The organism is Paenibacillus sp. J22P169 (genome assembly GCF_059691995.1).
Map to the genome: position 1 here is coordinate 2,306,792 of NZ_JCAUAO010000001.1, position 26,970 is coordinate 2,333,761.

A 26,970-nucleotide genomic window follows, 5' to 3' on the forward strand; every position below is an offset into this window, starting at 1 on the left:
CCTAGTACTGAATTTTTTCGCGTTTCAATAACAATTGCAGAAGTAGAACGGTAATTAAGGAAAAGACCAAAATCATGACTCCGATCGCAGCAGCATAGCCGAAGTTAAAGTTGACAAAAGCCTGCTGATATAAGTAAGACCCCATAACGTGTGTCGAATTACTCGGGCCACCCTCGGTCATGATTTGCACAATGACGAACGAACCATTTAGCGTTGTAATGACAATATAGATCATCGAAGATTTGAGCTGCGCCCAAATAAGCGGAACGGTTATTTCCCAAAATTGCTTCCAGCGTGATGCCCCATCCACATCGGCAGCCTCATAAATACTTGTCGGAATATTACTAATACCGCCCATAATCATCAGCATAAACAAACCGATCCCTGCCCAAACGGCAGGCAGCACCAAGCTCGGCAGCGCCCAGGTCATATCTCCTAACCAAGGCCGCGTCCAGCTTTCCAAACCTAGCACGCGAAGCCCCGAATTCATGAGTCCCATATTGGGATTGTAGATAAACATCCAAAGAATACCGATAACAACGACTGACATGATATTCGGGAAAAAGAAAATAACTCTATAAAACGCTGCCTCTCTGATGCGGAACTGCGTCAATACGACCGCAAAGAACGTGGCTAACAGCATAATCAGTAACACTTTAAAAAACACAAGAAAATAATCATGGTAAATGGCGCTCGGGATAACGGGATCGTGAAATAAACGAATATAGTTTTTCAAACCCACAAACGTCTTATTGCTTCCTGAGCCAGACCATTTGAAAAACGAGTAGTACAATCCGCTAAATAACGGATACACACTGAAGATTGCGAACATGATGAACGTTGGAAGCAAGCAAAACGTGAGAAACTTTGCTCGCTGTGCCTTCGATTGTACCACCCAGATCACCTTACTTCCCTTACGGAATATGGAGGAAAACTATGGAGGAAGACAGGTACTGCACCTGCCCTCCTCTCTCTAATGAAATTAATGGTTTGCTTTGAAATCCGCAGCCGCCTTGTCAGCGCGTTTCACGAAATCTTCCGCTGAAATTTTGCCTAACATTAATGCAACCAGCTCGTTGAAAATCGGTTTCTCCAAGTCAGCATGCATCGGATGCGGCAGCGGATAGAAGGTCACTTTAGACGTATTATTCACCAACGCATTGACTTCTTTTAAGTATACTTGGATGTTCGGGTTCGCATTCACATCGACACCTTTGATACTCATCATTGCGCCTTGCAGCTCCAATGAAGCCTCAGCAAGTTTACGTTTAAATACAAAGTCCACGAACGCTTTCGCGTTTTCTGGATTTTTCGCTTGTTTGGCGATGGCGATCGGAGCCGGCTGAGGAACGATAGCAAATGGCTTGCCTGCGTCCTGGATCGGTGTCGGACTGAATCCGAAATCAAAGCCTTGCGGAATATCTTTTTGCATTTCAAACGGAAGCCAGAAACCTACTGGAATAAACGCATTTTTATGAAGCAGGAAATTCATTTGGGATTGTGTATGGTTGAGTGCGGCAAAGCCAGGATCAATCAAACCATCCTTTTGCATCTGCTCAATTTTCTTCGCCACTTTCAGAACAGGCTCGCTCTTCCAAACGCCCGGCTTGGCGTCGACCAGATCAGCGACCAAAGCTTCGCCGCCTTCAGATGCGGCACCCGGCATGAATAGACCTCTAAGCGGATAAGGGTGCATGCCGTCTGTTACAAGCGGTGCTATACCGCTTTTGGCTTTAATTTCTTTCATGGAATCTGTCCAAGTTGTGAAATCGTAAGGCACTTTAAAATTGTTTTCTTTCAAGAACTTACGATCGTACCACGTTCCCCATGCATCGAAAACAAGAGGTAGGCTGTAGTTTTTACCTTCATAAACACTTGGTTTTACAAATAAGCTGGACAACAGGGGGGAACCATCTTCCAGCTTTATTGTTTTAGACCACTCGGTCAGATCCATTAATTGTCCGTCTGTCACCATCTGTGCTTCGCTGGAGCCAGCGCCGGCTATGTATACGACATCAGGCGGGTTATTGGAAATCCAGCGGGTCTTCATTTCGGTATTGACATTCGGTCCTGCTTGCTCAATGACTTCTACGCCAGGATTTGACGCTTTGAAGTCGTTAATCGCTTTTTTCCACCATTTGTCGCCGTAGCCGCCGACGAAATACTGAACTTCCAACTTGCCAGAAAGCTTAGCTTTCGTTGGTGCCGTAGTGGAAGTACCTGCGGAAGGCTGTTCCGAAGCTTTACTTGTCGCTTGATTTCCATTGTTGCTGCAACCAGCCAGCATACTGACAGCCATTGCGGCAGTTAGCACAACTTTAATTGGTTTTCTCATATACATAGCCCCTTTTCATTTTATCAACTTAGTTTCCGTTTTTGGCACGTTCGATGGCATGTCTTACATGACCTGCCGTTTGCTCAAGGACATCTTTGGCTTGAATAAGTGAAACATTCGCTTCAATCATGACAAGGGCTGGCTTAACTTCATAATTCGTCTGAACCAGTACTTCTTCAGCTTTGCTGTATGAGGCACCCGTAATATCCATCACCATTCGTTTCGCGCGTTCAAGCAGTTTTTCGTTTGAAGCCTGAACGTCTACCATTAAGTTCTCATAAATTTTACCCAATTGAACCATGGTTGCTGTACTCATCATCGTGAGAATCATTTTATGAGCGGTAGCCGATTTCATCCTCGTCGATCCAGAAACGACCTCTGGTCCAACGACAACCTCAATTTTGCAATCAGCTAACTTGCTGATGACCGCGTTATGATTACAAGATAGTGCTATCGTGTAAGCACCAACTTCGCGGGCGTACTTCAATGCGCCGATCGGATATGGCGTTCGACCGCTTGCTGCAATGCCTACGACGACGTCAAGTTGGGTCAAATTTCTGCTTTTTAATTCCTCGATCGCCAGTTCTTCGCTGTCTTCGATCCCTTCTGCGGCTTGGGTCATGGCATCCTGTCCCCCCGCAATAACGGCTTGTATCATTTCTGGCGGTGTCCGGTACGTAGGCACACATTCCGCTGCATCGAGTACGCCAAGCCTTCCGCTGGTGCCCGCTCCTACATAGAAGAGCCTGCCTCCCTGCTTAAAAGCTTTGACAATATGCTTAACTGCTATCTCCACTTGTGGCAGAACGGTTTCAACTGCCTCTGCGATTTTCTTATCTTCAGAATTAATCGTCTGCAGAATCTCTTGAACCGACATTCGATCGAGATTTAGACTGTTCTTGTTGCGCTGCTCAGTGACAAGCGCGGATAAATCAATTGTCATTTGGTATCACCCTCACTTGATCTTTAGTATGAGAATATATGGCTTCACGGGCGATGGTTAAAGCACCGTCCAAAGCATCGCCGCATGATGGATGAAGCTGCCCTACTTGTTTGGACTGCAAACGTTCGTTAAATCGGAATTTCAAGACATTGGAGTAAGCAAAGATGGAACCAGTTACGTAAATCGGTGTTTGCGCATCAAACATGTGTGATTTCTGATACAATCCGCTGACCAGATCTGCAAGGTCATCCGCTGCTTCTTCGAGAATCCGAATGGCTACCTCATCGCCGTCATTTGACGCTTCAATAACCAATCTGGCAAAACCTGCAATTTCATCCTTGGATCGCGGGGGATGATACATGTAGGAAATAAGATCTTTCTCGTTTGCAAGTTTCAACTTTTTCATGATCATCTCAGTTAACATGGTCAAGTTCTCACGATGATCAAATACACAACAGACTGCTTTCAAGGCTTGAAGACCAATGCTGTAGCCGCTGCCTTCGTCACCAAGCAAATGCCCCCATCCACCGTTGGTAAATAGCACCCCTTGAGCCATACCAATGGCATTAGATCCCGTTCCCGATATGACGAGGATGCCTTCTGAATCCTTTTTCTTCATTGCGCCCCTGAGTGCTATATGCAAGTCCGTTGTAACCGCATACACAACGTCGTCTTGAAGGTTTAGCGATCTACTAATATGTCGCAATTCTTGAAAAATTCGGTTCTTTTCTGCCTCCCTGCGAGATCCCGCTATGCCTGCACAGATACTGATGATTTCCTTAGGATCTATGCAATAATGTGAAAGACCTTGACTGATAAGGTTGCGGAGTCTGCTGCTCATCGTGTCGAACCCTACTGATAATGGATTCGAACCTCCTTCAAAAAGAGTCACGGTTCGATCTGTCGTTAACGCTTGGCCATCTGTCCCAACCTTTTGAAATGTACAAGCAGTTTTAGTACCTCCCCCATCTATTCCGATGATGTACGGCATGTCGTCTGTCACCTCCTTATTGAAATCCGATCCGTGACTTTATTATATGAGCACTGAAATGTCATGTCAATATAATTTATGTTTTATTGAAATGTAATTTCATGTTTAATTGAACGATATGGGTAGAGTAAAACAAAAAAAACCAGCTCGGTTGATTACAACCGTCTGGGTTTTTCGTCAAATCATATTCATAATGGCCAGCACCTGACGAACGGATTCAGCTGATTTAGTAAGATCGTTTTTTTCCTGCTCGGTTAGTTGCAGTTCCAATATCTTTTCAATACCATCCCCGCCGATTATCGTCGGTACGCCAAGATATAAGTCTCGATATCCGTACTCCCCTTCCAAATAGGCGACTGAAGGGAGTACTCGCTTCTTATCTAGAAGAATAGCCTCTGCCATTTGGACTAGCGAGGCTGCTGGCGCATAATAGGCACTGCCATTTCCAAGAAGGCTTACGATTTCACCGCCGCCTTTACGGGTTCGTTCTACAATAGCATCCAAGCGATCTTTAGGGATTAGTTTTTGTACGGGAATGCCGCCAACGCTAGCATACCGAACTAACGGTACCATATCATCCCCGTGACCTCCAAGTACAAATCCTGTAATGTCTTCGATGGATACGTTCAATTCTTGTGCAACAAACGTATTAAACCTAGCTGTATCCAGCACGCCTGATTGACCTATGACGCGATTTTTCGGAAAACCGGTCGTTTTATAACATACGTAAGTCATGGCATCCACCGGATTGCTTAACACGAGAATGTAACTGTTCGGAGCATACTTGGCTACATTTTCGGATACGGACCGCATAATGGCTGCATTGGTATTTACAAGATCATCTCGGCTCATGCCTGGCTTACGAGCAATGCCTGCGGTAATGATCACCATGTCAGCATCTTGCATATCTGAGTAATCGGATGTGCCTGAAATATGGACATTAAAACCTTGCACAGGCCCGGCTTCGAGCATGTCCAACGCTTTTCCTTTTGTGGGCTTTTCCAAGTTTGGAATATCCACTAATACGATGTCGCCAAGCTCTTTTTGCGCCAGCAGCAGCGCCGCCGTCGCACCCGTGAATCCGGCACCAATCACAGCAATTTTCTTGCGTTTAAACGCCATTTCACTCACCTCTACAGCCTATTCAACTTCCGTTTTATGATCGCTTTCGGGGCTAAGTTTATTTTCCGCACGTTTTCTCCCAGCATTATTTTTAGCAGCATCTGCACGTTGCTGACTGGCTGGAGCGGTCAATTCACTTTTTTGCAGCATTTGATTGACTTCATCGTCCGGCCTGGCAATCATGTGTGCCGCAACCAGTACGCCAACTCGCTTCGCAGCTTCTTTCCCTGCTTCAAGAGCCGCTTGAACGGCGCCAACATCTCCTGACACAAGTATCGTCATTAGTCCTGCATCGATACTCTCCTGCCGAACCAGCTTTACATTGGCTGATTTGATCATGGCGTCGGCAGCCTCCACGGAAGCGATAAACCCTCTTGTCTCAATCATTCCTAATGCTTCTGACATTCCATCACCTGCTTTCTACATCAATTGAATCTACAATGCCAATAATGACAGCATCAATCGGCAATTCTTTATCCTTGATGACAAGTCGGGCGGCACTCCCTTTGGTCACCATAACTTTATCTCCAATGCCTGCACCAATTCGATCCAAGGCGACCAGCGGAGCGTCAATTGGCAAGCCAGTTGGTCCTTCCGGCTGAACGAACAGAAACTTTAATCCTATGAGATCATCCTCTTTACGCGTTGCCCATACATTTCCAATTACTGTGCCAACTTGCATGTGTTCACCGCCTCAGGGCTCTTTGATAAGGATTGTAATTCCTTTATCCTTTGCAGTATCACGCGCTAACGGGGTAATCAGGGTATGCCGCGAGACAGTAATCGACGGAACATGGATGTCCCTTATATCACTTTCTGTCAGCACTCTTTTATTGACATGCAACCCCTTCTCGTTCTCCAGTTCCAATTCGGATAGCTTAGCAAACGTTGCCCCAAAAGAAATAAGCTGATCTTTGTGCTTTCGAATATGTGCACGATAACGTTTAGCTGGTTCTGGTAACCCTTCATCCGAATCAACAGATTGAAGGACCCACTCTACAGATGTGGCGGGAACCATGGTCACTGGTGTTCCATTACGCAACAGAGTTGCTAATAAACTACTTGGAGCTGAATCTGTGAATCCTTGTGCTCCCCGAATCAGTACATCCTGGTCGATATCCATCAAAACTGCATGACGGATATCCTTCTCAGCAGATTCAAGATCAGGTGAGCGAAATGATTGGGTACGAACCTGCCATTTTGCCAGTAATGCTGCAGCGATCTTATCGATTTCCGCTTTTTCGCGGCTTTCATCATGAACAAGAAGCAGACATGGTTTCTGTTCTACTAGTCCCGATCCCCTGGTTTGCAGACTTGCGATAACTTCGCGGACGATTTGCTCAATCAACTTCTTATCCATAGATAGTGTCATGATCAAACCACATAATCGGAGGATTGTATTAAATTTCCGGTGTCTCCCGTAGCGAGCATCGCAGCATTCGCTTCATCGGTATCGATGTGCATGTCAAGTTTGTAACGCTCAGAAACCCGAATCAGCACCTCGTCATAAATAATCGATCTTTTGCCTTTTATTTGGACTGAAATGACCTCGCCATTCTTAACTCCGAAGACAATCGCATCTTGAGGCGTCATGTGAATGTGGCGCTGGGCAATAATTAATCCTTCTGTCAGATACAGGCTGCCATGGGGGCCCACGATCGTAATGGGCGATGAGCCCTTAATATCTCCTGACTCTCGGAGGGGCGGCTTAGACCCGAGCTTCACTGCATCCGTCATGCTCACCTCAACTTGAGTTGCTCCTCGAACAGGTCCCAGTATTCTAACTTTTTCGATACTTCCTTTCGGCCCGACAATGAGTACCGTCTCATTAGCAGCAAATTGACCAGGTTGCGATAAATTAGCCTTTTTCGTCAACTCATATCCAGAACCAAATAATGCCTCAAGATGTTCCTTGGATACATGAACATGTCGTGCTGAGACCCCAATAGGTATCGAAGGTGTTGTTTTTCCAGCTTGATTGAGTTGAAGCACCACTTCTTCTACAATTGACTGTACCATTTGTTGATCCATGATTCATTCACCTCATCTTCCAGTCGACATTGAACACTCGCTCTTATTTTTCTTGCTCAAATTTAGGCAGTATGCTTTCCAGTTCATTGTGTGGACGTGCAATAACATGGACAGATAGCAATTCACCAACACGTTGTGCTGCGGCAGCCCCTGCATCCGTAGCCGCTTTCACAGCTCCGACATCCCCGCGAACAAGCACCGTAACAAGTCCTCCGCCTGCATGAACCTTACCGACGATATGAACATTTGCTGCTTTAACCATTGCATCTGCCGCTTCAATCGAAGCTACAAGCCCTTTTGTTTCGATCATGCCTAATGCCGTGAGTTCTCTTGACATGTTAAATTCCTCCTAGGTTTTATGTGATTATATTTGGGAAATCACTTGATGAACTAATTTGACAACCGTTGCCTTATCTACATTCCCTGATGCGCCGACCTTATCCAATACTTGATTCACCAAATCTGCTATCTGACTTTCTCTCGCGCGCTCTCCCGCAGACTTGGAATAGGCTGGTTTAGCTGATCTTCCCTGCTTAGGGACATCAACCTGTCTGATGCCGTAGGCAAGACGCTTCACATTCATGAGATGATGAGCCGTCAAGTTATCGGAGGTAATATTACCTCCAAACGAACCGCAGCCTAGCGTAAATGATGGCTTGAGTCCTGTCGTTCCGCCAACTGCACCAAGTGCAGACGGGGTATTCACCACAATCCTTGAGACAGGCATTCGTAATGCGAAGGCTCGAGCAATCTTATCGTCGGTCGTGTGAAGGGCTAACGTATGCCCTCTTCCGCCTAAATCCAATAGTTGCTCGCAAATCTCCGCAGCATCCTCCCAGCCATCAACCGTGTAGAATGCAAACACCGGAGCCAGCTTTTCGATGGAGAAAGGAATATCCTTCCCGATATTCGATTCTTCCGCGATCAACAACCGCGTCTCTGAAGGAACAGATACACCTGCCATCTCCGCAATCACCATGGCGCTTCTGCCAACAATTTTGGGATTGAGCTTGCCAGGAGCAGGGGAAATGATCGGTTCCAGTTTCTTCTTCTCTTCTGCATTCAAGAAATACGCGCCCTGGTTCTTAAATTCGCGAACGACCATTTCACGGATATTCCGATCGACAATAACGGCTTGTTCCGAGGCGCAAATCGTTCCATGATCAAACGTTTTACTTTCGACAATTCGTTGTACAGCTTTAGATATCTCAGCAGATTTCTCAATGTATACCGGCACGTTGCCAGGTCCTACGCCGTAAGCTGGTTTGCCCGAGCTATAGGCTGCTCTTACCAAAGCACTGCCGCCTGTAGCCAAAATCAGATGAATATCCTTATGCTTCATTAGGCCTTCTGTGGCATCCATCGTTGGCTGCGTGATCCAGCCGATAATTCCTTCCGGTGCGCCCGCTGCTATGGCTGCTTGCAAACAAATGTTGGCTGCTTCAACTGTACATTTGGCTGCTGACGGATGGGGACTAAAAACAATGGCATTCCGAGCTTTTAAGGCAATTAAGCTTTTGAAAATGGCCGTGGAGGTTGGGTTTGTTGTTGGAACAATTCCTGCAATTACTCCGAAGGGCGCAGCCAGCTCAACGATTCTCTGATCTCGATACTCGTTGATGATGCCGACGGTCTTAAGATCGCGAATAGACGCGTACACATCTCGGGATGCTACCTGATTCTTAATCATTTTATGCTCGATAACACCAAGACCCGTCTCCTCGACGGCGAGAGAGGCCAACTCAAATGCTTTTTCATAAGCGGCATCTGCCATGGCTTTCACGATACGATCTACGTCTTGTTGCGAAAATGTCTGGAACCGCTGTTGAGCTGCTTTCGCTTTCTTGACGGCATCTCTCATTTCCTGAATGGCGTGCAAATCTTTGTCCAGTTGCATCCTTCAATGACTCCTTTCTTTTGGAGATCGTGCTTCAATCGCATAAGATTAGTACGAGATAGGCTGCTTGGCGATCTCAATAATACTCGCCCTAAAAGCTTCCGCTGCAGCACAACATGCCGCTTGAGTGCCTGTAAGCAAGCCGCCCCCGAAGTTCGTCTCCGATGGCGGGCCAAAAAACTTCACGAGCCGCACATCAGCGGCCTTCAAAGCCGCGTCGAGTCCATACATCGCTTCGAGAGGCGGAGCAATTAGATAAGCCAGAGGCTCACCTTCGTTAATGGCTGCCAACTTAGAGAGATAGCTCCCCGTTCTGGCTACGACGTGTGCATACAAGGCATGCGTACCATTCTCATTTAACGATTCAAAGAACGCATCATATCGAATCGTATTTTGAATAGCTTCGATCCCGCTTGATACCTCGTCCGGATTCGGTCCAGCGATAATCCCGATGAATTCACCAGATAAGGGACCCGATGCATGGCTGGCGCCGGCATAACAAGAACGTGCATACACGACTTCTACTTCTGCTCTCTTGGTCGCTTCGTCAAGTGCCGTGTAGCCGATATCGTCGATTGTCGTTGTCAGAATACCTAAGCTTCGATAGCCCGGTTTCAACGTAAACTGGGCAGCCAGCGACTCATCCACATTCGGTATCATACGAATAGCTAATATTTCAGCCTTAATCCGCTCCAGCATGTCGGACTGACGCCTCCTTCTGAACCAGTGAAATACCGCTCGCCTGAAATTTGAGAATTTTGGCCACGACATCGCCTAAGTAAGCCCCCGCCTCAACGGGAGGAATTCCTCCCGAATGAATGTTGGAAACGACCATTCTGTCGGCTTCAATCATTCCTTTTCTAGGCTTATAACACAAGTAGGCGCTTAAGGATTCCGCACTGAGCAAGCCTGGGCGTTCCCCGATAATAAGCACGACAACCTCCGGTCGCAATACCTCTCCGACGTCATCCATAACAGCTACCCGACCTTTTTGTATGTAGAACGAAGTACCATAGTCGAGGCCAAGGTTCGTTAACGATTGCTGAAGGGATAACAGCACATCCTCCCCATTTTTTTCAATTGCTTGCGAGCTGAGTCCATCGGAAACGATAATTTGTACTTTAGGTTCATGAACACAGCGCTTGGAAATGACTTGGATAGCCTCAGCAGATAACCGCCTTCCTAGGTCCGGGCGACGGATGTATTCTTCTTTATCCGAAACCTGCGTTTGAACAGAGAATAAACCAAGCATGTCCAGCAGTTCCGGCGATACCTCCCCGTACACGGCATCTACGGCGGCGGCATGATCGAGTCGAAACTTTAGCCACGCTTCCGTTTTGGGCCGAAGTCCGGCTCGTCCGACGCCAATTCTGGCAGGCGTTTTACGGGCAAGTTCTGACAGAGCAGCGATGTCATGCGCGTCATCTATACCCAAACGTGTCTGTAATTCCTCCAAAATTTCATCCAGCTGATCCGTGAAAGAAGAGTCATGAGCTAGTTCTTTAGATGGGAGAGATCCATCACGGTGTTCCCAAATCCTCACCATGCCATATGGCTCCTCCGGTAATTCAGAAGTGGGATGTGTAAGGGGCGAGGAGGTCTGATTTGGAGAAACCCCTGAACTGGACTCTACTGCGCTCTGCAAATGATCCCAAACCTTTACCATATCGACCGCTTGTTGGGGATGTTCCTCATCAGCGTCAGACGCAGCGACATCCAAACGATCCTTCATCTTGTCCAGCACCATTCTGGTAATCGAGTCAATGAGCTCCGCATTCATCATGTATTCACCTCCTCCACAACTCGTGCAATTCGGGCTATAGCCTTATCTTACGTGTAAAAATCGTGGGATCTCCGGCTCTTCGGCTTAATTTGCCCGCCTCCATAATCCCCATCTTCTCCAGCCAAGCCTCAAACAGCGGAGAAGGCTTCCGATTCATCGTTTGTCGCAAAGCAGCCACATCGTGATAACTCATCGATTGGTAGTTGAGCATACAGTCGTCTCCCATCGGAGTGGCGATAATAAAGTTGACACCTGCGGCTGTGAGCAGAACACCTAAATCCTCCATATCATTTTGATCCGCTTTAATATGGTTCGTATAACAAATATCCACACCCATCGAAATGCCATGCATCTTGCCCATAAAATGATCTTCAAGGCCAGCGCGTATGACTTGCTTACTGTCGTACAAATATTCGGGGCCGATAAACCCGACAACCGTGTTTAGCATATAAGGATGATATCGCCGGGCGAATCCGTAGTTTCGCGACTCCATCGTCAACTGATCGATGCCATGATGGGCTTCAGCTGATAGTTCCGATCCTTGCCCCGTCTCGAAATATAGCCGCTCCGGGCCTGTCCCGGTCCCCAGCGTTCGTGCCATATCATTCGCTTCATCCAATAAAGCGGCTGTAATGCCGAACGAACGATTCGCAGCTTCGGTTCCCGCGATACTTTGAAAGATCATATCTGCAGGAGCGCCTTGTTCAATTGCCTTCATTTGTGTAATAACATGAGCCAGCACACAATTCTGCGTAGGAATCTCCCACTCGTTAATGAATTTATGCGTCGCATGCAACAGCCGCTTCACGCTCTCGACGGAGTCGTCAACCGGATTGATGCCAATAACGGCATCGCCCATTCCATACGATAAGCCTTCTTTTAAAGAGGCAAGCATTCCCTCCACATCATCCGTAGGATGATTGGGCTGAAGCCGAGAAGCCAAAACCCCTTTTTGCCCGATGGCTATGTTGCATTTGGTAATCACCTCGATTTTGTTCGCACTATGAATCAAATCGAGATTGGACATCAATTTGGCAACTGCCGCAATCATTTCACTCGTAAGCCCTCTGCTGATACGCATTAAATCTTCGCCTGTCGTACGATCATCCAGAATGTACTCTCGCAATTCGGATACCGTCCACCTCTGTATACGCCTATAAATAGGTTCGTTGACTTGTTCCTCAATGATGCGGGAAACTTCATCTTCTTCAGCGGGAAGTAAGGGATTGTCGCGAATGTCACTGAGTAATAAAGCGCCCAGCACTTGTTTGGCTGCAATTCGTTCCTGCACCGTTTCTGCGGCAAGTCCGGCAAGTCGATCGCCGGATTTTTCCTCGTTTGCTTTTGCAAACAGTTCTTTCAAGTTATTGAATGCGTAGACTTGACCCATGAGCATCGTTTTCAGTTTCATTAACCGGCCTCCTTTCGCTAAGAGTGGAAAACAAGCGTCTTCACAATCACGGGTACAACTTCCGTTTGCAAGGGATTCCCGATATCCAGATAATCGCCATGTAGAGCCGCCACTTGATCGATACAAATAATGTTGCGTGTAGGATTCTTTGCTTTTAAGGTTTGACCTAGCACCTTAGCGATATCGTTGGCTGTGACTACAACCAATGGCGCTAATTGATTCGGCTGCCTGCAATAAGCTTCAAGCAACCACTCCGCCAGCTGCTGCACCTCGCGAAATCGGAGATGAGACAAACCTGAGATATAGAAAGCAAAATTGATTCCTTCTCTCAGTGGATCATAAAGTCGAAGAGCCTGTTCGGTGGCCTGTACAATTTGATGCTGGCCATTAATGAGATTGTTACGCAACGCCAGATGAAATATTGGAAGGTTCTTGATGGGTAAGCAAGAGCTTTCCACTTGGATGGTTGTACCGCTAATTTCCGTTGTTTGCATACCTGCGCCAAGAACCGTCGCTCTAACCGTTTCGACGGGAGGAATCCACTTCCAATGATGCAACTCCGTACTCTGCCTTATAGCTTCTACCAGTCGCAAGCCGATATCATCATATTTTACACGCGGCACATGACTGGTATTTTTATCCAACTGATACATACATTCACTAACGCCACCCGAGAACATAATTTCATCAATCGGCATCTCCCAATCCGGCGGATGACCCAAAAGGAGCACCTGATCCGCATCCTCAACTTTTCCATTAAGTGTATGTACTAAGGTTTGAACCATCGCTTGGACAACATCATCGATAACACACTGAATGCCGTCCAACTGAACAGGATCTCCTAGTGAAAGATAAAGTCCAAGTTGCGCTAGCAGCTTTTGAACAGGTGGCGATATCGTTTTTATTCGGCTTTCAGCGAATTCAATTAATCTGCCGCCGATATGGAGCGTACACGTTCCCCTCAAATTTCCTGACTGATACACGGCAATATTCGCCGTTCCACCGCCTATATCGATATTTGCAATCGTCTTGCCCGATGCTTTCGAATGCTCATAAGCACCTGAACCTTTTGCCGCAATCATGCCTTCTAAATCTGGACCAGCCGTTGCAATTAGAAATTCCCCAGCTTGCGAGGAAATACTATGAAGCATCTCCTCCGCATTCTGCTTGGTAGCCGTTTCACCTGTAATGATGACAGCCCCTGTTTTGATATCCTGCGACCTAATACCGGCACGATCATACTCTTGTTGCACTAGCGCATGAACCGCTTCCATATCAATCCATGTAGGAGAGCGCAACGGAGTTCGATAAATGGGACTTTTATAAAAAACCTGCTTGTCGATAATTTCAATGCGCGGTACTTGGCTGGAACCAGCTGTATTCATCAGAGAAAACCGGCTCAAGATAAGTTTCGTTGTGCTGGTGCCAATATCGATGCCTGCGCTTATCATGATTTCTGCTTCTTGCTGATACGATTTCAAGTCTTCCCACCTACCTATAAATGAACCTGTAACGTTATTCATGATAGAACAGATGATGCACGGAAGCTCGGCTGCAATATGCCTTCATGTCCTCGAATGTCGCGCACTGTACCAGCTCTTTAATCTCCTGCATACCCTGTCCTACAATAGAAGAGGAAATCACGATAGCTCCTCGGGGCATCGTCTGTTTTAACTGGTTCACTGCTCGATCCACTTTAGCAAAAGCCGCATCGGCTTTGGTTATAACGCCAATTGGCAATTTGTTAAATCCCGTAGCAAATCCAGGAGGGAAAATACTTCTCGGATTGGTTGCATCTTGTACAAAAATGACGTGGGTGACTTCGAGAGCTGTAGCCATGATACTTTTATAAAAAAAAGGATTTTCCGTGTATTCACCTGGTGTATCCACAAGCCAATCCTTAAAGACTAGCGCTTGAGTTTTCACCGCATCTGCCTTACGACCCAGCAAAGCTTCGGTCAGCGTAGATTTCCCTGCACCAATAGATCCTATCAGCATGGCACGATGATTGGTGTTCATTTCAAGCACTTCCTTTAAGATTTAGTAATGCGGGAAGCCGTGTACCCTAGTTGCGCAAAAAGAAAATCATTAATTTGTTGCATCGCTACTTCAACTTCGGAAACACTTCCAACCAATACGAGGCTTCCAGTAAACCGATCAAGAAACCCAATGGAGACGTTCGCAGCTTTGGTTGCCAGATCAGCAGCGATGATGACCGTTTCACTTGGTGTCAGTGTCAGGATGCCGATAGCTCCGGACTCCACAATGCCTAATTTTTGAAACAAATCCGCATCTGGATTGGCAATGAGATGACTAAGTGTAACCTGCTTGCCCGGTACGAATTCCTGAATAAATCTCTTCTTTTCTTCTTGCATGGAAAATCCCTCTCCTGACAAGAACCTAATTTTATAGCGATGGCTTATGTTCCAGCTGCTCCCTAATCACCGAACCATCATCCAGACGGAGCCATGATTCAAACTGACGTTCACCTGCCGACAGGCGGATAACCCGCGCTCCGCGAGGGAATCCTTCCCGACCATAGGTGTTGTACCCCGTGGCCCGACCATAACAAAGACGGATACCGTGCAAAGTCCCCCAGTAATCGTTCGTATGATCATGTCCAACAAATGTGCCTATGACATCGCCCATTTCAACCATTGCTGCGAATAGACCTGTGTTAATGTGCGGACAACATACGTTCTCGAACTTATTCCCGTAGCAGACCTCGCGCTCCCAAACATCTCGATACTCAGGTAATGGAATATGGAAGAAGGCTAGCGCAGGAATTGGCGTTCCTCCATTGTTCGTTGTGAGCTCCTTGGATTGTTGCACATACCAGTCGACTTGATCTCGACGAATCCAATCATAGCCTTTCACATGAGGAAGACTGGAAAAGCTTCCGGAGTCCATGAAATATAACGTTGCCGCTGAATGACCGGCGGCATCCGCTACCTGCAGCACGTAATTTCCATAACCACTTATCTCTTCAGGGCCTCGCTCGGCTACAGCGAATTCATAACCTGTTACCGCATCCATTAATTGCTGCCTTGTTATCAGCTTCTCTGTATCATGGTTGCCGAAAACGACAGCCCACGGAATGCGCCACTCTTCAACTGTCTTGATGGCTTCATGAAATGCAGTAATCGGATCCTCACAGTTGTAACCGCCGACGACATCCCCTGTAAATACGACAAGATCCGGTTGTTCCGCCTCGAGAATACGCTTCATCAAATGACGGGAGCTTAAATCGGAATCTCCCCCATCTTTCCAGTGGATGTCCGTAAACTGAACGATCGTAAATGTGTTGTCTTCACGGAATCGTAATGAGTGTTTCATAACTATATGCTCCCCTTCTTCGCTATAAAACTCATTTCATTTAATTTCTTATGATCGATCGTATCTTCGTCGCTCATTGTTGTTGTACCCATGCTAATGACATTTGGCAATGCTGCGAGCGTTGCCACTGCTTGATCCAACTGTTTCGTCTTCGCCTTCACCATCATTTTTATGTACACCGTGCTCCTGATTCCGTCATTGAAGGTCTTTTCCCTATTTTCAATATGCGTTTCACGGATTTGAATCCCCATATCTTTAACCTTCGCGAAGATCAGACTTACATTCCTACTATCGTCCCAAACTTCAATGGATAGGGTCATCTTACTCCTTGAGTTCAAGAATCTTTTTTCCACTTTGTTTAATAGAAATAAACTGATTAGCATCGCAACCGTTGCTAATGTCGCACCATAATAAAACCCAGCCCCGACTGCAAGGCCAATGGCTGCGACAACCCACAGAGAAGCTGCTGTTGTCAAACCTGACACAGAGATGCCGGTTCGCATGATCGTGCCCGCCCCGAGAAAGCCGATGCCGCTTACGACTTGGGCAGCAAGGCGAGAAGGGTCCAATCTTACATTAGGTTCGTAAGCAAATTCAGCAAAACCATAAATCGACAACAACGAAATGAGAGCCGAGCCCAGACATACTAGAATATGCGTGCGAAATCCGGCAGCGTGATCGCCTAGCTCACGTTCGAACCCGACGATCCCGCCCAAAATAACCGCAATAACAATTCGTATGCTTAATTCCAGATAATCGATTTGCCAGACCTCGGGATTTAAGGTGACCATAGATTTCACACCCCAACTTTCGCTTTATTTTAATCAGCTATCAATACGTCAATGCTCTTTTCTTTCAAATAATTGATCCACTCTGGTGGACAGTCTTTATCCGTAATGACCATCGCCACGTCCTGAATAGCAGATACTTTCGCAAACGTCGTTTTTCCCATTTTCATATGATCCGCCAAAACGATCGCTTCGTCAGCTCGTTCTATCATTTTTCGAGAAACGCTCGCTTCGTTTATATCGTAGTCAGTAATTCCTTCAACAAGTGAAATCCCGCCGACGGAAATAAATGCCTTGTGCACTTTGAAATGATCCAGTATCTTTTCCGTCAATGTGCCCGAAGCGGATTGCAGACTGGCATTGATTTCACCGCCGGCAAAAATAATTTTGCCTTTAAACATTTCCGTAGCAAGCTGCAACACCGGCATGGAGTGCGTAATAATCGTTACGTCTGTCCGTTCGCGCAGATGAGAGATAACTTCAATCGTCGTCGTCCCATTATCGACCATAATTGTCTCGTTTGCTTTTATAAGACTAGCCGCCAGTTTGCCAATAGCTGTTTTTTCCTTGTTATTAATTTGCGCTCTTTGGATGAATGGCGGCTCCCAGCTATCCGTACTCAAAACAGCGCCACCGTACACCTTTTTGAGCTTCCCTTCCTTTTCCAAACGATCCAAGTCCCTGCGAATGGTTTCAGGTGTAACATTCAAATGTTCGGATAGCCAATCCACTTGGACTTTTCCATCTTTTCTTAAATTCTCTACGATCGTTTTCTTGCGGTCTTCGAAAGTTAATGACATGAGCTTAGGCAACCCTTCTTCAGCTACTTGGTTTGGTCACATTTAACTGTATACGTTCAAGAAGATCCGGCAATTCAAGCAAACTACCGACTTCAAACGTCGGCGCATTGTCCACATTGCAGAATGATGACCCCTGATGATTAATCCAAATGTTGCTCATGCCCACACGATTTGCGCCCAAAATATCCGTGTTGGGATTATCCCCAACCATCATGCCCTCTTCTGGTGAAATTTCAAGTAATGACATTGCGTGCTGGAAGATGGATTCCGCTGGCTTCCCTGCGCCGAAATCACCCGAGATAATAATGTGATCAAAATACGAGGCTAAATTGGGAATGGACTCGACTTTTTCCCTCTGTAAATCAGGGGCTCCATTCGTTAATAACAGCAATTTATATGTCCCTTTGAGCGTATCAAGAACAGGGAACGTCCCCTCATATACAATAGGCCTTGCGCGTCGCTCCATCGGAAATATGTCAGCAAGCTCTTCGGCCAGTTGCACATCGTCGATACTTACTTCACGTAACCCGCGTATCCATGATTCCCGGCGATAGCCAGGCGCAAATGCCTGTAACGCTCGGAACTGCGGAAGCTCTCCTTCATCGAACCGAGCCCACAATGCTTCCAAGTGCGTAATTTCAATCATTTTGGCAAATGGGAACTGCTCAAACGATTCGTATAACGATAAAGCATGTTTTCTTACCGCCGCCTCCAAATCGGTAGGATTTATATCTGGATACCTCTCAATTGCTTGGGCACAAGTCGCAGCAAATGCCTCATTAATGCCGCGTTCATCCCATAGCAATGTATTGTCTAAATCAAATAGAATCGCTTTAATACCCACAATAAAGCCCTCCACCCTATTCTTTTTTTCTTTTTATTCTATTCAGGTCTAAGTCAATAATGAGAAGAACCCTTCATCCACCGGCAAAATGGAATTGAGGGTTCTTTTGCCTGCTAATTGGAACTCTCTCTATCCGATTAGTTCCGGCAGCCCTCCACGCAATGTTGTTTCAATTTAGGAAGAACGCTTTAACGGCTTGCACTCGCGCTTTGCCACGAAGATACGTGCAAGCATGCCAGAATCAATCCGCTGAGTAACTGAATCGTGCAGTACATCTACTGTAATGTTTACGCCATCTGCATCCAATTCATAACGGATGACATTTCCAAGAACAGTCGATTGCATAACCGTGCCCATGCACGACATCCATACATCACCTTGGTCTACACTCACCGATTTCGGATGCGCCGCCGGATAAATCTCAATCGTTTCGGGGCGAACGGCGAATAACTCTCCGTGTTCGGGAAGCTCAGTGAAGTTCGCCCGATTCAGGTCATCTCGACTCCATACGTTATAGTTACCTATGAATCGCGCGACAAATTCAGTTTGCGGTGTCACATAGATGTCGTGTGTCGTCCCTGCTTGTTCAATGATTCCGCCGTTCATTACGAAAATACGGTCAGATACGGTTAACGCCTCTTCCTGATCATGCGTCACAAAGATCGTTGTCATTCGGAATCTACGTTGAATTTGACGAATTTCATTTCGCAGCGTTCGCCGAATTTTCGCGTCCAGCGCACTCAACGGTTCGTCCAGCAGAAGAATCTTAGGCTTCTTGACAAGCGAACGGGCAAGTGCGACGCGCTGCTGCTGTCCTCCCGACAATTGACTCGGATAACGGTCTTCTTTTCCTTTAAGATCGATAGTTTCGATCATTTCATCAACAAGTCGAGTAATTTCCGACTTCTTCATTCCTTCCATTTTCAGACCAAACGCAATGTTGTCATAAACGGTCATGTTCGGGAAGAGCGCATAGGATTGGAAAACCATTCCAACTTCACGATCCCTCGGCGGTAGGTGTGTAATGTCTTTGCCTCCGACTTTAATTGCTCCTTCATCAATATCATTCAATCCTGCAATCGCCCGGAGCAGTGTACTTTTGCCGCAACCGCTAGGACCAAGCAACGTAATGAACTCTCCTTCTTCAATCGATAACGAAATATTTTTCAAAACGTTCACTTTATTAAATGTTTTCGTAGCGTTACTAATTTCCACAAAACTCATGTGTGCTGCTCCTCTCTATCTACTTCAACCACTTTCGATTTGGGCTTCCGGTTACCGATCCACAATACCATGGCAGACAATATAAACACGATTGTAAAAAACGTCAGAATCGCGGCACTGGATAGATGTCCGTTCACACCCATCATCTTCTGCAAATAGATTGGAAGGGTCTCATAGCTTCCGCCAACGAGCATATTGGCAAGCACGAATTCGCCGAACGCGATGGAAAACGAGATCAAACCTGCCACAATCACACCAGGTAAAATATTCGGCAATACTACGCTAAAAAATGCTCGCATCAGTCCTGCCCCAAGCATTACTGCTGCTTCAACAAGCTCTACGACATGGATAGCCCGTAAGGAATTCCGTATACTTTGATAAACATAAGGTAAAATTCCAATAAAATAAGAACCGACTAATATCCAAATCGTACCCGTGATTGGTACCGGCCCTGACGAATATAGTTTAAGCAGACCAACAGCAAGAACGACGCCTGGAATAGCGAACGGCAGCAATACGATCGTTTGCAACAAACGCTCCAACCCTGGAAAATAGACAACGACTATGAATATAGTAGGAATCAAAACGACGAGCGATACCCCCACTGAAAGAACAGAAACGAGTATCGAGCGTAAAAATGCCTGCAAAAAGCGTTCATCCGAAAATATTTGCAGATACCATTCTAAAGTAAGTCCTTTGGGCAAAATTGTTGCTTGCCATTCCGTACTCATTGAGAACAGAAATGTTCCCAATAGCGGTACAAACATATAGATGACTAATAAACCAATAACGATGTAATGCCAATAAGAAGCGAGGTTTCTTTTGGTTGCAGTGCGTTCCATTAGTTCCCCCTCCTTGCAATTTTCAACATCTTCTCATTTAAGTACATAGCCAATATCATCAAGATCGCCAAAATGATCGCCAATGCGCTGCCTAATTCATGACGCGGGAACACATCGCCCGACACAAGTCCTGCAATCTGAATTGGCAATAGGCTGATGTTGTTGGAAACAAGCGCATAAGCGGTTGCATAGGCTCCCATTGAGTTGGCAAACAAAATACTGAAAGTACCGACAATTCCAGGCAATAAGACGGGAATACCGATATGTTGCCAGAAGCCCCACGCACTTGTACCAAGAAGTGAAGCAGCTTCACGCCATTCCTGTTTGATTGCGTAATATGCTGGATATATCATCAGAATGGCTAGAGGTATCTGGAAGTAAATATAGACCATCATCAGACCATCCCATGAATACAGGTCGAACATAAGCCATGTCAAACCTAACTTTTGATATAATAGGGTAAACATACCGCTCGTTCCAAACAAAATCATAAAAGAAAAGGCTAGAGGAACCCCGCCGAAATGACTCATGATATTGGATAGATTCAACATACGATCTCTTCCTTTTTGCGAAAGTCGCATGAAAGAAAATGCCGCAACTAACCCAACAATAATTGCAACCAAACTGGAAATAAGCGAAATCTTAAGGCTGCCCAGCAGCGCCTTCGTATATAGCGGACTGCTAAACGCTTTAACATACTGGCCAAGAGTAAACCCTTGGCCGCCTTCTTTATGAAAACTGGATATCAACATGCCCACTGTAGGCAAACAAAGAAAGGCAAGAATCCACACTGCAAACGGCAGAAGCGCGATTGCAATTATTTTGCGTTTACCAAGACCTGTTCTTGCCATAGAGCCCCAAGTCCCTTCACTGTGTTTTCCCATGCTTTAGGATCTTTGATTGCCTTAACATTTTTATATTGGTCGTTCGGGATCAATTTCGCCGCTACATCATCCGGCAATTTCACTTTATCTCGGATAGGACGAGTGAAGCCTTTGGCCAAGTTGATTTGACCTTCATCGCTCAAAATATAAGCGCGAGTCAATTTCGCAGCGTTCGGATGCGGCGCCCACTTGTTAATGATTGTCGCGTAACCGCTTACAACACTGGCTTCTTGAGGGATGCTGACATCGTACTTATTAAGGGCTCCCATTTTATCACGGTAACCAAGTCCGTTAAAATCCCAAACAACAGCTACTTTAATCTCACCCTTCTCTATATTCGGCAAGGTAAGATCCATTTTGGAAAGTCTTCCTTTTTGCGCTAGGTTTTTAAAATAATCAATGCCAGGCTGGATATTTTTCTCGTCGCCACCTTTATAGAACGCTGCTGCCAACACTGCGTGTTGAGCCTGAGCCGCCTTAACAGGGTTGCCGATTGTTACTGGATAATCCCCATTTTCGATATCAGCCCAACCCTTCGGACATTTCGCAACCAACGATTTATTACAGATAAAAGCGATTGAACCAGTATATCCTACAACCCAGTTACCATCTTTATCTTTTGCCCAATCCGGAATCTGGTCCCAATATTCCGTTTTATAAGGTTGAGTAACACCCTTTTCCACTGCCAGCGGTCCAAAAGCAATGCCCACATCGCCGATATCCGCGCTTGGGTTATTTTTCTCTGCGTCGAATTTGGCAATTTGTTCGGCACTACTGATGTCCGTGTCGACATGTTCCAGATTAAGTTTCGTCTTCAAATCTCCCCATGTGTCTTTCCAGTTCGCCCAAGAGTCAGGCATCCCAACACTTGCGACTTTCCCTTCCTTTTGAGCCTCAGGAGTCAGATCTTTTAACGTCGGCACTTTCACTTCCGTCGTTCCACTTACTGGCTTACTCGACCCTGCAGCCTCTTTGTTAGAAGAACCTGCTCCACAAGCAGCAAGACTTAAAGCAAGTACAATAGCCGAGATTGAAACCACCATTTTTCTGCCCAATGTGCTAGTGCGGATACGTTGCGATTCGTGTTTCATGCAATGCTTCCTCCTTAAGTTCTGTTCATTTATATGTTCCATCCGACCGCTCCATCTCGCCTCGTTACTGACTAAGATGCCCTGCAACATGTTTCACGGACGAAGTTGAAACCAACCCTCTTGTTTGTTGATTGTTTTTTTATGTTGTTTCGTTTTTATTCTTACCAACATTCCCTTTGTTGTGATTTTATTATACGAATTTTGAAATGTAGTGTCAATAAATATTGAATATTAATGAAATTATATTTTAATATATCTAAAAAAAGCGAAAGAAGACGCCCGAAAACATTTGTTTCCGGACGCCTTTTCATAGAATTTCGAAGTCTGTAAACTTAAATACCGACCCTTGTCAACTTCAAGGATCGGTCATGGATGGTCACTATTCGATGATTAATACCGGCCTTTGGGCGGCATCCGCATACTCTTTAGAGGCATAATTCACCCAACCAGTTGAGCCATAGTTCGTCGTTTGAGCAAGCTGAATGGCGACCTTACGATCACCAGCCAAACCTGCGTTCACTTGTGCAGTCACATCGATCCATACAGGCGTCAGCGCAGCTGGCATGGTCCAGCTAGCAATGAGACTGCCGGCAGTAGGCTTATTGTTCCAAGTTAGTGCGCTCTCTGTCCACGTATGGCTGCTTACCTCGTAGGCTACACCCGTTGTATTGCTTACGCCAAAGCTTGTTGGCACTAAGCGAATCTTCGCGCTTGACACCGATGCCGGCAACGCGCTCAGATCGAACATGACATAAGAATACCGATAGTAGCCGGAATTCGGATCATTTTTGACCACCAATTGATCCACCGTACCGAAGTTGCTGCTCGCAGAAGAACCATTACGTACATAAGCATCATCGGTCGGAGCAAGGCTATAGGTTTGCTTCTCAATGATGAGTACTGGACGGTAACTCACTGTTGCATGTTCTCTCGATGCGTAAGAAACATCACCAGTCGAACCCTGATTTGTTGGTGCCATCACGCGAAGAGAGAACACTTTGTCTGTCGACAAGGCGTCGTAGACTACGCTCGTCACATCGAACTCGACCGGCGTTCCAACAGCAGGCGCAGTCCAATTCGCTACCACGCTCCCTACGCTCGGTTGGTTGTTTGAGGTCAATCCCGTTTCCGTCCATGTATCGTTAGTGACAACATTTGCTTGCTGCGTAATGCCGCTCTTGCCAATTGAGGTTGGCACAAGACGGATTTTGGCCGATTTGATGATGCCAGAGAATGAAGATACATCAAATTTCAAGAAGGATATGCGGTTATAACCAGTCCCGTCATTTTTGACAACAAGTGCAGTAGCTGTACCATAATTCGTACTTGCATAAGATCCATTCTGCACGTACGTATCCGCGATCGGGTCCAGCGAAACTAAATCAGCGAGCAGTACCGACATTTCACCCGATGATGTACTTTCTCCCGTACTGTTAACTGCCTTTATTACGAAATAATACGTGGCCCCATTCGTCAAACCTGTAACCGTATAGCTGTTATCCCCTGCACTAACACCTGACACATCTACGGAATTCGTATAGCTGCCTGACGTTGTTCCATAGTAAATTCGATAACCAGCAGCTCCCGCATACCCGTTCCATTTGAGCGTGGCGGAGCCCGCCCCTTTCGTAATCTCCGTTAACTGTGGAGCAGCTGGCACAGATGGTGTACCTAAACTCAACTTGGCTTGGAACGTTTTTCCGATACCTCCCGCCGTCTTCACTTGCAGCTTCGTCGTCGGAGCAAATTGCGTCACCGTCACGCCCGACTGCAGATAAGTTGCACCTGTTGTCGCCTTGTAAATCTCAATGTCAATCGTACCCGAATTCGCCTGTGTCGGATCAGAAATACCGATTTGCAGCTCGTTTCCGTTCTCGGTTACGGTTACGGAAGCTTTTTTGTTGCTGGTGAGGTAGTTATTTCCATCTACTTGAACTGTCTGAGTCGTGTCTGTCCAGAAGTTCGCTCCAACTGCATTTGCTCCTGTGTCCTTAACCGCCTGTACAATTCCTGTATTTTGCAGGATAGAATAGCCCGGACTTGCTGCATAAGCGGCTGCTTCTGCTGCTGTTTTACCTGGCAGAACCGCATACGCATAAGAAGCTTGCGTCGGATCGACACCATGATTTAGCGCCAAGCTCACATAATTCGCGGACAATGTGGCAGCATTGGTTCCCGTATAAATATCATTCCATGAGCCAGTACGCGTTTCACGAAGCCCGTTCACTGTCGCGCCCCCTGGAAACACATAGGCGATTTCGGAGCCTGGAACGCTCCCCGCCAAATGCGCCCACTGAACGCCGGTCATCGTTTCCGACCAGCCGATGGCCGAAGATTTCACCGTCCCATTCACCGTTAACGTGTTCGTACCGTCTGCGTTCAGCTTGCGATTCTCAACGATCGTTTCCACCGTTTTTCCGCCAGTGCTCGTAATATCGGCACCCAACGCAATGTAGGTATCGCCGAACAGAAACCATGACTTTTTGCCGGTCAATGGGGTGCCTGTATTGCTCGACATTGAGAACTGCATACCGACCGTCCCGTAAGGTCCTGCTGCCGTCGATCCTCCAACCCAATTCGAAGTACCGATCTTATAGCTGCTTAATGTGCCCGTAGATCCATCCGTCGTTGTCCCCGGCAAACGAACCGCGTTTACCGTCGGCCAATAAGAGCCATTAAACTGGGTTTGATCCGTATTATATAAATATGCGGCACCGGCGCCTTGCCACCATGGCTTGTTATTTTCACCGGATGTCCCATATTCAAATGCAGCAATCCGCGTCGAGAACAGCCCCAACCCCAATCCGAAAGTCGGACGCAGATGTACAGCACGATCCATGCCTCCAAACACATGCGTCTGGATCATATCTCCAACAGGGACAACGAAGGAATCGCCAATCAGCGTCTTGATTTTGCTAATATTAAAAATGGAAAGTCCATCCGTATAGCTAGCGTATGTCGTATCCGCAGCAATCTGACCTTTGGCAATTTGTCGTATCGTGGCCGCATCTGATACATTCATGCCGTCCGCCAACAGCACGAGTGAAGCAATAATGCTCCGGCCCACTTGATGATCCTGCTGCGATTCGCGTGCGATCGCCCGACCGCGTACCGTATCCATCATCGCGCCTTTGTACAAGAACGGCCGATATGCTTCAGTCACCCAGCGAATCACGTTTGCCATATTCGGGTCGGTCACCTGCCAACTCGAACCGCCCAATAAGTACATGAGCTTCGCCATATCACCAATCAGTACCGCGCCATAACTTCCCGTATACGCGACATTACTGTGCTGAATAAACGATCCGTCTTCATAGAAACCGTCTCCGTCCGTTACATATAATAGTGCCTGACTGATGGCATCCCTTCCCTGAGCAACCTTGGTACTCGTCTTGTTGATGACGCCGCGCAAGGAGACAATGAGTGCCTTATCCAGTCGATTGGCACCGGTTTCCACGAGCGAAGGGGAATTCGTCCGATATGTCGGATCCGGCGTGAATTTATCCAGCGCCTTCGTGTAGTTCACGATTTGTGCCGCCGATAATTGGTCATAGACCAACACCATAACATCAGTCAAAATCAACGGCGTGCCAATTTCCCAATCCCACCAGTTATCTGATTCGCTTTTTGTTTCTTTGTATTTGTTTGCATACATCCAGTCCATACCACTAATGAGATCTGCCGCCAAAGTTGCATTGCCTTGCAGCGTCGAGCCAGTTGTCGCATATGCCAGCGCCATCGTCTTCAATCGCGAGTAACTGGAGGTAACCGTCGCAGATTTGCTCCAAGTAGCCAGATCGCTCCAAAGGTATGTACGCCCCGCACTTTTGTCCATCGATAACCATGCGCTGTTTGCATCTGCATCGATTTGGACGATTCTAACCGCAATTTCCGGATCCGATGTGTTAATAGCGCTTCCACCAGTTAAATAAATCATCCATTTATTTCTCAAACCATCATACTCATCTGCTGCACTAGCTGTTTGTGTCGGTCCAACTACAAGCATAAATGGAACCATGAGAAGACTGAAAAGAAGCGAATAAACGATAAAGATCTTCGACCTTCTATTCATTACCAATTCCCCCTAACATCATAGTGTGTCTAGCAAAGTATATGTAAAAAAGCAATCTTGACAGTTTCGTGGTACCAATTAATTGGTTCTTTCCGAAATTTCAAGACTGCTTTATATAATAAATTGTATTATTTATAAAAAATCATGTCAACAACTTAATTAATTAACTAAAATTTAATTTCATTAAATTGTGATCTCCAAATTATTAATTTCCCAATATTCCTGCTCAACCAGCATGACAGCTTTTCCAGACTGTTGATGATCGAGGAGTGCGAATATAAAGAGCTAATCTCTCCTACCATATTTTTAACCTTTACATAATTGTCATAGCTGTTCATCGTAAGGTTATCGTTCAATATACTTGTAAAGCTCGGAAGCAAAGTAAACTGGATGATGGCGCTTTCAACGGATTGAAACGAATTTTCCAACTGGAGCTGGGTCTGAAGGAGAAGCTGTGCATTTATTTTATCGATCTTCTCGTTCATTAAACCGGATGTTTTATAATAGGCAATGATGACCAATACGATGTTGAAGAAGAGCAGCTTTACGAAGTAACTTGTCCTTCTCATGATCATC

The 26,970-nt window shown here is 46.3% G+C and carries 27 protein-coding genes; all 27 read right to left on the reverse strand.

The window, feature by feature from the left end:
• Position 1: 1 nt before the first annotated feature.
• The 27 genes from AC58QG_RS10755 to AC58QG_RS10885 all read right to left on the reverse strand — a co-directional run bounded on the left by AC58QG_RS10755 (position 2) and on the right by AC58QG_RS10885 (position 26,963).
• A complete protein-coding gene (locus AC58QG_RS10755; RefSeq protein ID WP_497362042.1) occupies positions 2-895 on the reverse strand; it encodes a carbohydrate ABC transporter permease in 894 nt (297 codons plus the stop codon).
• Between the two features lie 87 nt (positions 896-982).
• Positions 983-2,335 carry an ABC transporter substrate-binding protein gene (locus AC58QG_RS10760; protein WP_497362043.1) on the reverse strand — a complete coding sequence of 451 codons (1,353 nt, stop codon included), beginning with the start codon at positions 2,333-2,335 and terminating at the stop codon, positions 983-985.
• Positions 2,336-2,363: 28 nt separating this feature from the next.
• A complete protein-coding gene (gene murQ / locus AC58QG_RS10765) occupies positions 2,364-3,278 on the reverse strand; it encodes an N-acetylmuramic acid 6-phosphate etherase (RefSeq protein ID WP_497362044.1) in 915 nt (304 codons plus the stop codon).
• On the reverse strand, positions 3,268-4,269 hold the full coding sequence (locus tag AC58QG_RS10770) for an N-acetylglucosamine kinase (protein WP_497362045.1): 1,002 nt from the start codon (positions 4,267-4,269) through the stop codon (positions 3,268-3,270). Before AC58QG_RS10770 ends, murQ begins: the two co-directional genes overlap by 11 nt.
• 177 nt (positions 4,270-4,446) lie before the next feature.
• Positions 4,447-5,391: a malate dehydrogenase gene (mdh, locus tag AC58QG_RS10775; RefSeq protein WP_497362046.1), complete on the reverse strand. Its 945-nt coding sequence runs from the start codon at positions 5,389-5,391 to the stop codon at positions 4,447-4,449.
• Between the two features lie 18 nt (positions 5,392-5,409).
• The gene (locus tag AC58QG_RS10780) at positions 5,410-5,796 is read right to left on the reverse strand and encodes a BMC domain-containing protein (protein ID WP_497362047.1); all 387 of its coding nucleotides are present in this window, start codon (positions 5,794-5,796) and stop codon (positions 5,410-5,412) included.
• A 4-nt stretch (positions 5,797-5,800) separates the two neighbouring features.
• A complete protein-coding gene (locus AC58QG_RS10785; RefSeq protein WP_497362048.1) occupies positions 5,801-6,073 on the reverse strand; it encodes a EutN/CcmL family microcompartment protein in 273 nt (90 codons plus the stop codon).
• 12 nt (positions 6,074-6,085) lie between these two features.
• On the reverse strand, positions 6,086-6,763 hold the full coding sequence (locus tag AC58QG_RS10790) for a hypothetical protein (protein WP_497362049.1): 678 nt from the start codon (positions 6,761-6,763) through the stop codon (positions 6,086-6,088).
• Positions 6,764-6,765: 2 nt separating this feature from the next.
• On the reverse strand, positions 6,766-7,422 hold the full coding sequence (locus AC58QG_RS10795) for a phosphate propanoyltransferase (RefSeq protein WP_497362050.1): 657 nt from the start codon (positions 7,420-7,422) through the stop codon (positions 6,766-6,768).
• 43 nt (positions 7,423-7,465) lie between these two features.
• Positions 7,466-7,759, reverse strand: a complete 294-nt coding sequence (locus AC58QG_RS10800; protein WP_430089281.1) for a BMC domain-containing protein — start codon at positions 7,757-7,759, stop codon at positions 7,466-7,468.
• A gap of 27 nt (positions 7,760-7,786) precedes the next feature.
• Positions 7,787-9,319, reverse strand: a complete 1,533-nt coding sequence (locus tag AC58QG_RS10805) for an acetaldehyde dehydrogenase (acetylating) (protein ID WP_497362051.1) — start codon at positions 9,317-9,319, stop codon at positions 7,787-7,789.
• 48 nt (positions 9,320-9,367) lie between these two features.
• Positions 9,368-10,018, reverse strand: a complete 651-nt coding sequence (gene eutL / locus AC58QG_RS10810; RefSeq protein ID WP_497362052.1) for an ethanolamine utilization microcompartment protein EutL — start codon at positions 10,016-10,018, stop codon at positions 9,368-9,370.
• Positions 10,002-11,102 (reverse strand): ethanolamine ammonia-lyase subunit EutC, encoded by a 1,101-nt coding sequence (eutC, locus tag AC58QG_RS10815; RefSeq protein ID WP_497362053.1) that lies wholly within the window; start codon positions 11,100-11,102, stop codon positions 10,002-10,004. Before eutC ends, eutL begins: the two co-directional genes overlap by 17 nt.
• Positions 11,103-11,136: 34 nt before the next feature.
• Positions 11,137-12,513 (reverse strand): ethanolamine ammonia-lyase subunit EutB, encoded by a 1,377-nt coding sequence (locus tag AC58QG_RS10820; RefSeq protein ID WP_497362054.1) that lies wholly within the window; start codon positions 12,511-12,513, stop codon positions 11,137-11,139.
• A 17-nt stretch (positions 12,514-12,530) separates the two neighbouring features.
• The gene (locus tag AC58QG_RS10825) at positions 12,531-13,994 is read right to left on the reverse strand and encodes an ethanolamine ammonia-lyase reactivating factor EutA (protein ID WP_497362055.1); all 1,464 of its coding nucleotides are present in this window, start codon (positions 13,992-13,994) and stop codon (positions 12,531-12,533) included.
• A 34-nt stretch (positions 13,995-14,028) separates the two neighbouring features.
• Complete coding sequence (locus AC58QG_RS10830) at positions 14,029-14,532, reverse strand: EutP/PduV family microcompartment system protein (RefSeq protein ID WP_497362056.1); 504 nt, start codon at positions 14,530-14,532, stop codon at positions 14,029-14,031.
• A gap of 14 nt (positions 14,533-14,546) precedes the next feature.
• Complete coding sequence (gene eutS, locus AC58QG_RS10835; protein WP_497362057.1) at positions 14,547-14,888, reverse strand: ethanolamine utilization microcompartment protein EutS; 342 nt, start codon at positions 14,886-14,888, stop codon at positions 14,547-14,549.
• A 31-nt stretch (positions 14,889-14,919) separates the two neighbouring features.
• On the reverse strand, positions 14,920-15,849 hold the full coding sequence (locus AC58QG_RS10840) for a metallophosphoesterase family protein (RefSeq protein WP_497362058.1): 930 nt from the start codon (positions 15,847-15,849) through the stop codon (positions 14,920-14,922).
• Positions 15,850-15,851: 2 nt separating this feature from the next.
• On the reverse strand, positions 15,852-16,640 hold the full coding sequence (locus AC58QG_RS10845) for an MgtC/SapB family protein (protein WP_497362059.1): 789 nt from the start codon (positions 16,638-16,640) through the stop codon (positions 15,852-15,854).
• A gap of 29 nt (positions 16,641-16,669) precedes the next feature.
• On the reverse strand, positions 16,670-17,437 hold the full coding sequence (locus AC58QG_RS10850; RefSeq protein WP_497362060.1) for a DeoR/GlpR family DNA-binding transcription regulator: 768 nt from the start codon (positions 17,435-17,437) through the stop codon (positions 16,670-16,672).
• Between the two features lie 19 nt (positions 17,438-17,456).
• A complete protein-coding gene (locus AC58QG_RS10855; RefSeq protein ID WP_497362061.1) occupies positions 17,457-18,281 on the reverse strand; it encodes an HAD family hydrolase in 825 nt (274 codons plus the stop codon).
• A 174-nt stretch (positions 18,282-18,455) separates the two neighbouring features.
• A complete protein-coding gene (locus AC58QG_RS10860; RefSeq protein ID WP_497362062.1) occupies positions 18,456-19,505 on the reverse strand; it encodes an ABC transporter ATP-binding protein in 1,050 nt (349 codons plus the stop codon).
• Entirely contained in the window at positions 19,502-20,347 is an 846-nt protein-coding gene (locus AC58QG_RS10865) for an ABC transporter permease (RefSeq protein ID WP_497362063.1), read from the reverse strand. Before AC58QG_RS10865 ends, AC58QG_RS10860 begins: the two co-directional genes overlap by 4 nt.
• The gene (locus AC58QG_RS10870; protein ID WP_497362064.1) at positions 20,347-21,198 is read right to left on the reverse strand and encodes an ABC transporter permease; all 852 of its coding nucleotides are present in this window, start codon (positions 21,196-21,198) and stop codon (positions 20,347-20,349) included. Before AC58QG_RS10870 ends, AC58QG_RS10865 begins: the two co-directional genes overlap by 1 nt.
• Complete coding sequence (locus AC58QG_RS10875; RefSeq protein ID WP_497362065.1) at positions 21,165-22,322, reverse strand: ABC transporter substrate-binding protein; 1,158 nt, start codon at positions 22,320-22,322, stop codon at positions 21,165-21,167. The genes AC58QG_RS10870 and AC58QG_RS10875 overlap by 34 nt, the downstream gene beginning before the upstream one ends.
• A gap of 379 nt (positions 22,323-22,701) precedes the next feature.
• Positions 22,702-26,394: a polysaccharide lyase family 8 super-sandwich domain-containing protein gene (locus tag AC58QG_RS10880; protein WP_497362066.1), complete on the reverse strand. Its 3,693-nt coding sequence runs from the start codon at positions 26,392-26,394 to the stop codon at positions 22,702-22,704.
• A gap of 167 nt (positions 26,395-26,561) precedes the next feature.
• Positions 26,562-26,963, reverse strand: coding sequence for a hypothetical protein (locus AC58QG_RS10885; protein ID WP_497362067.1), 402 nt, complete (start codon positions 26,961-26,963; stop codon positions 26,562-26,564).
• Positions 26,964-26,970 lie beyond the last annotated feature (7 nt).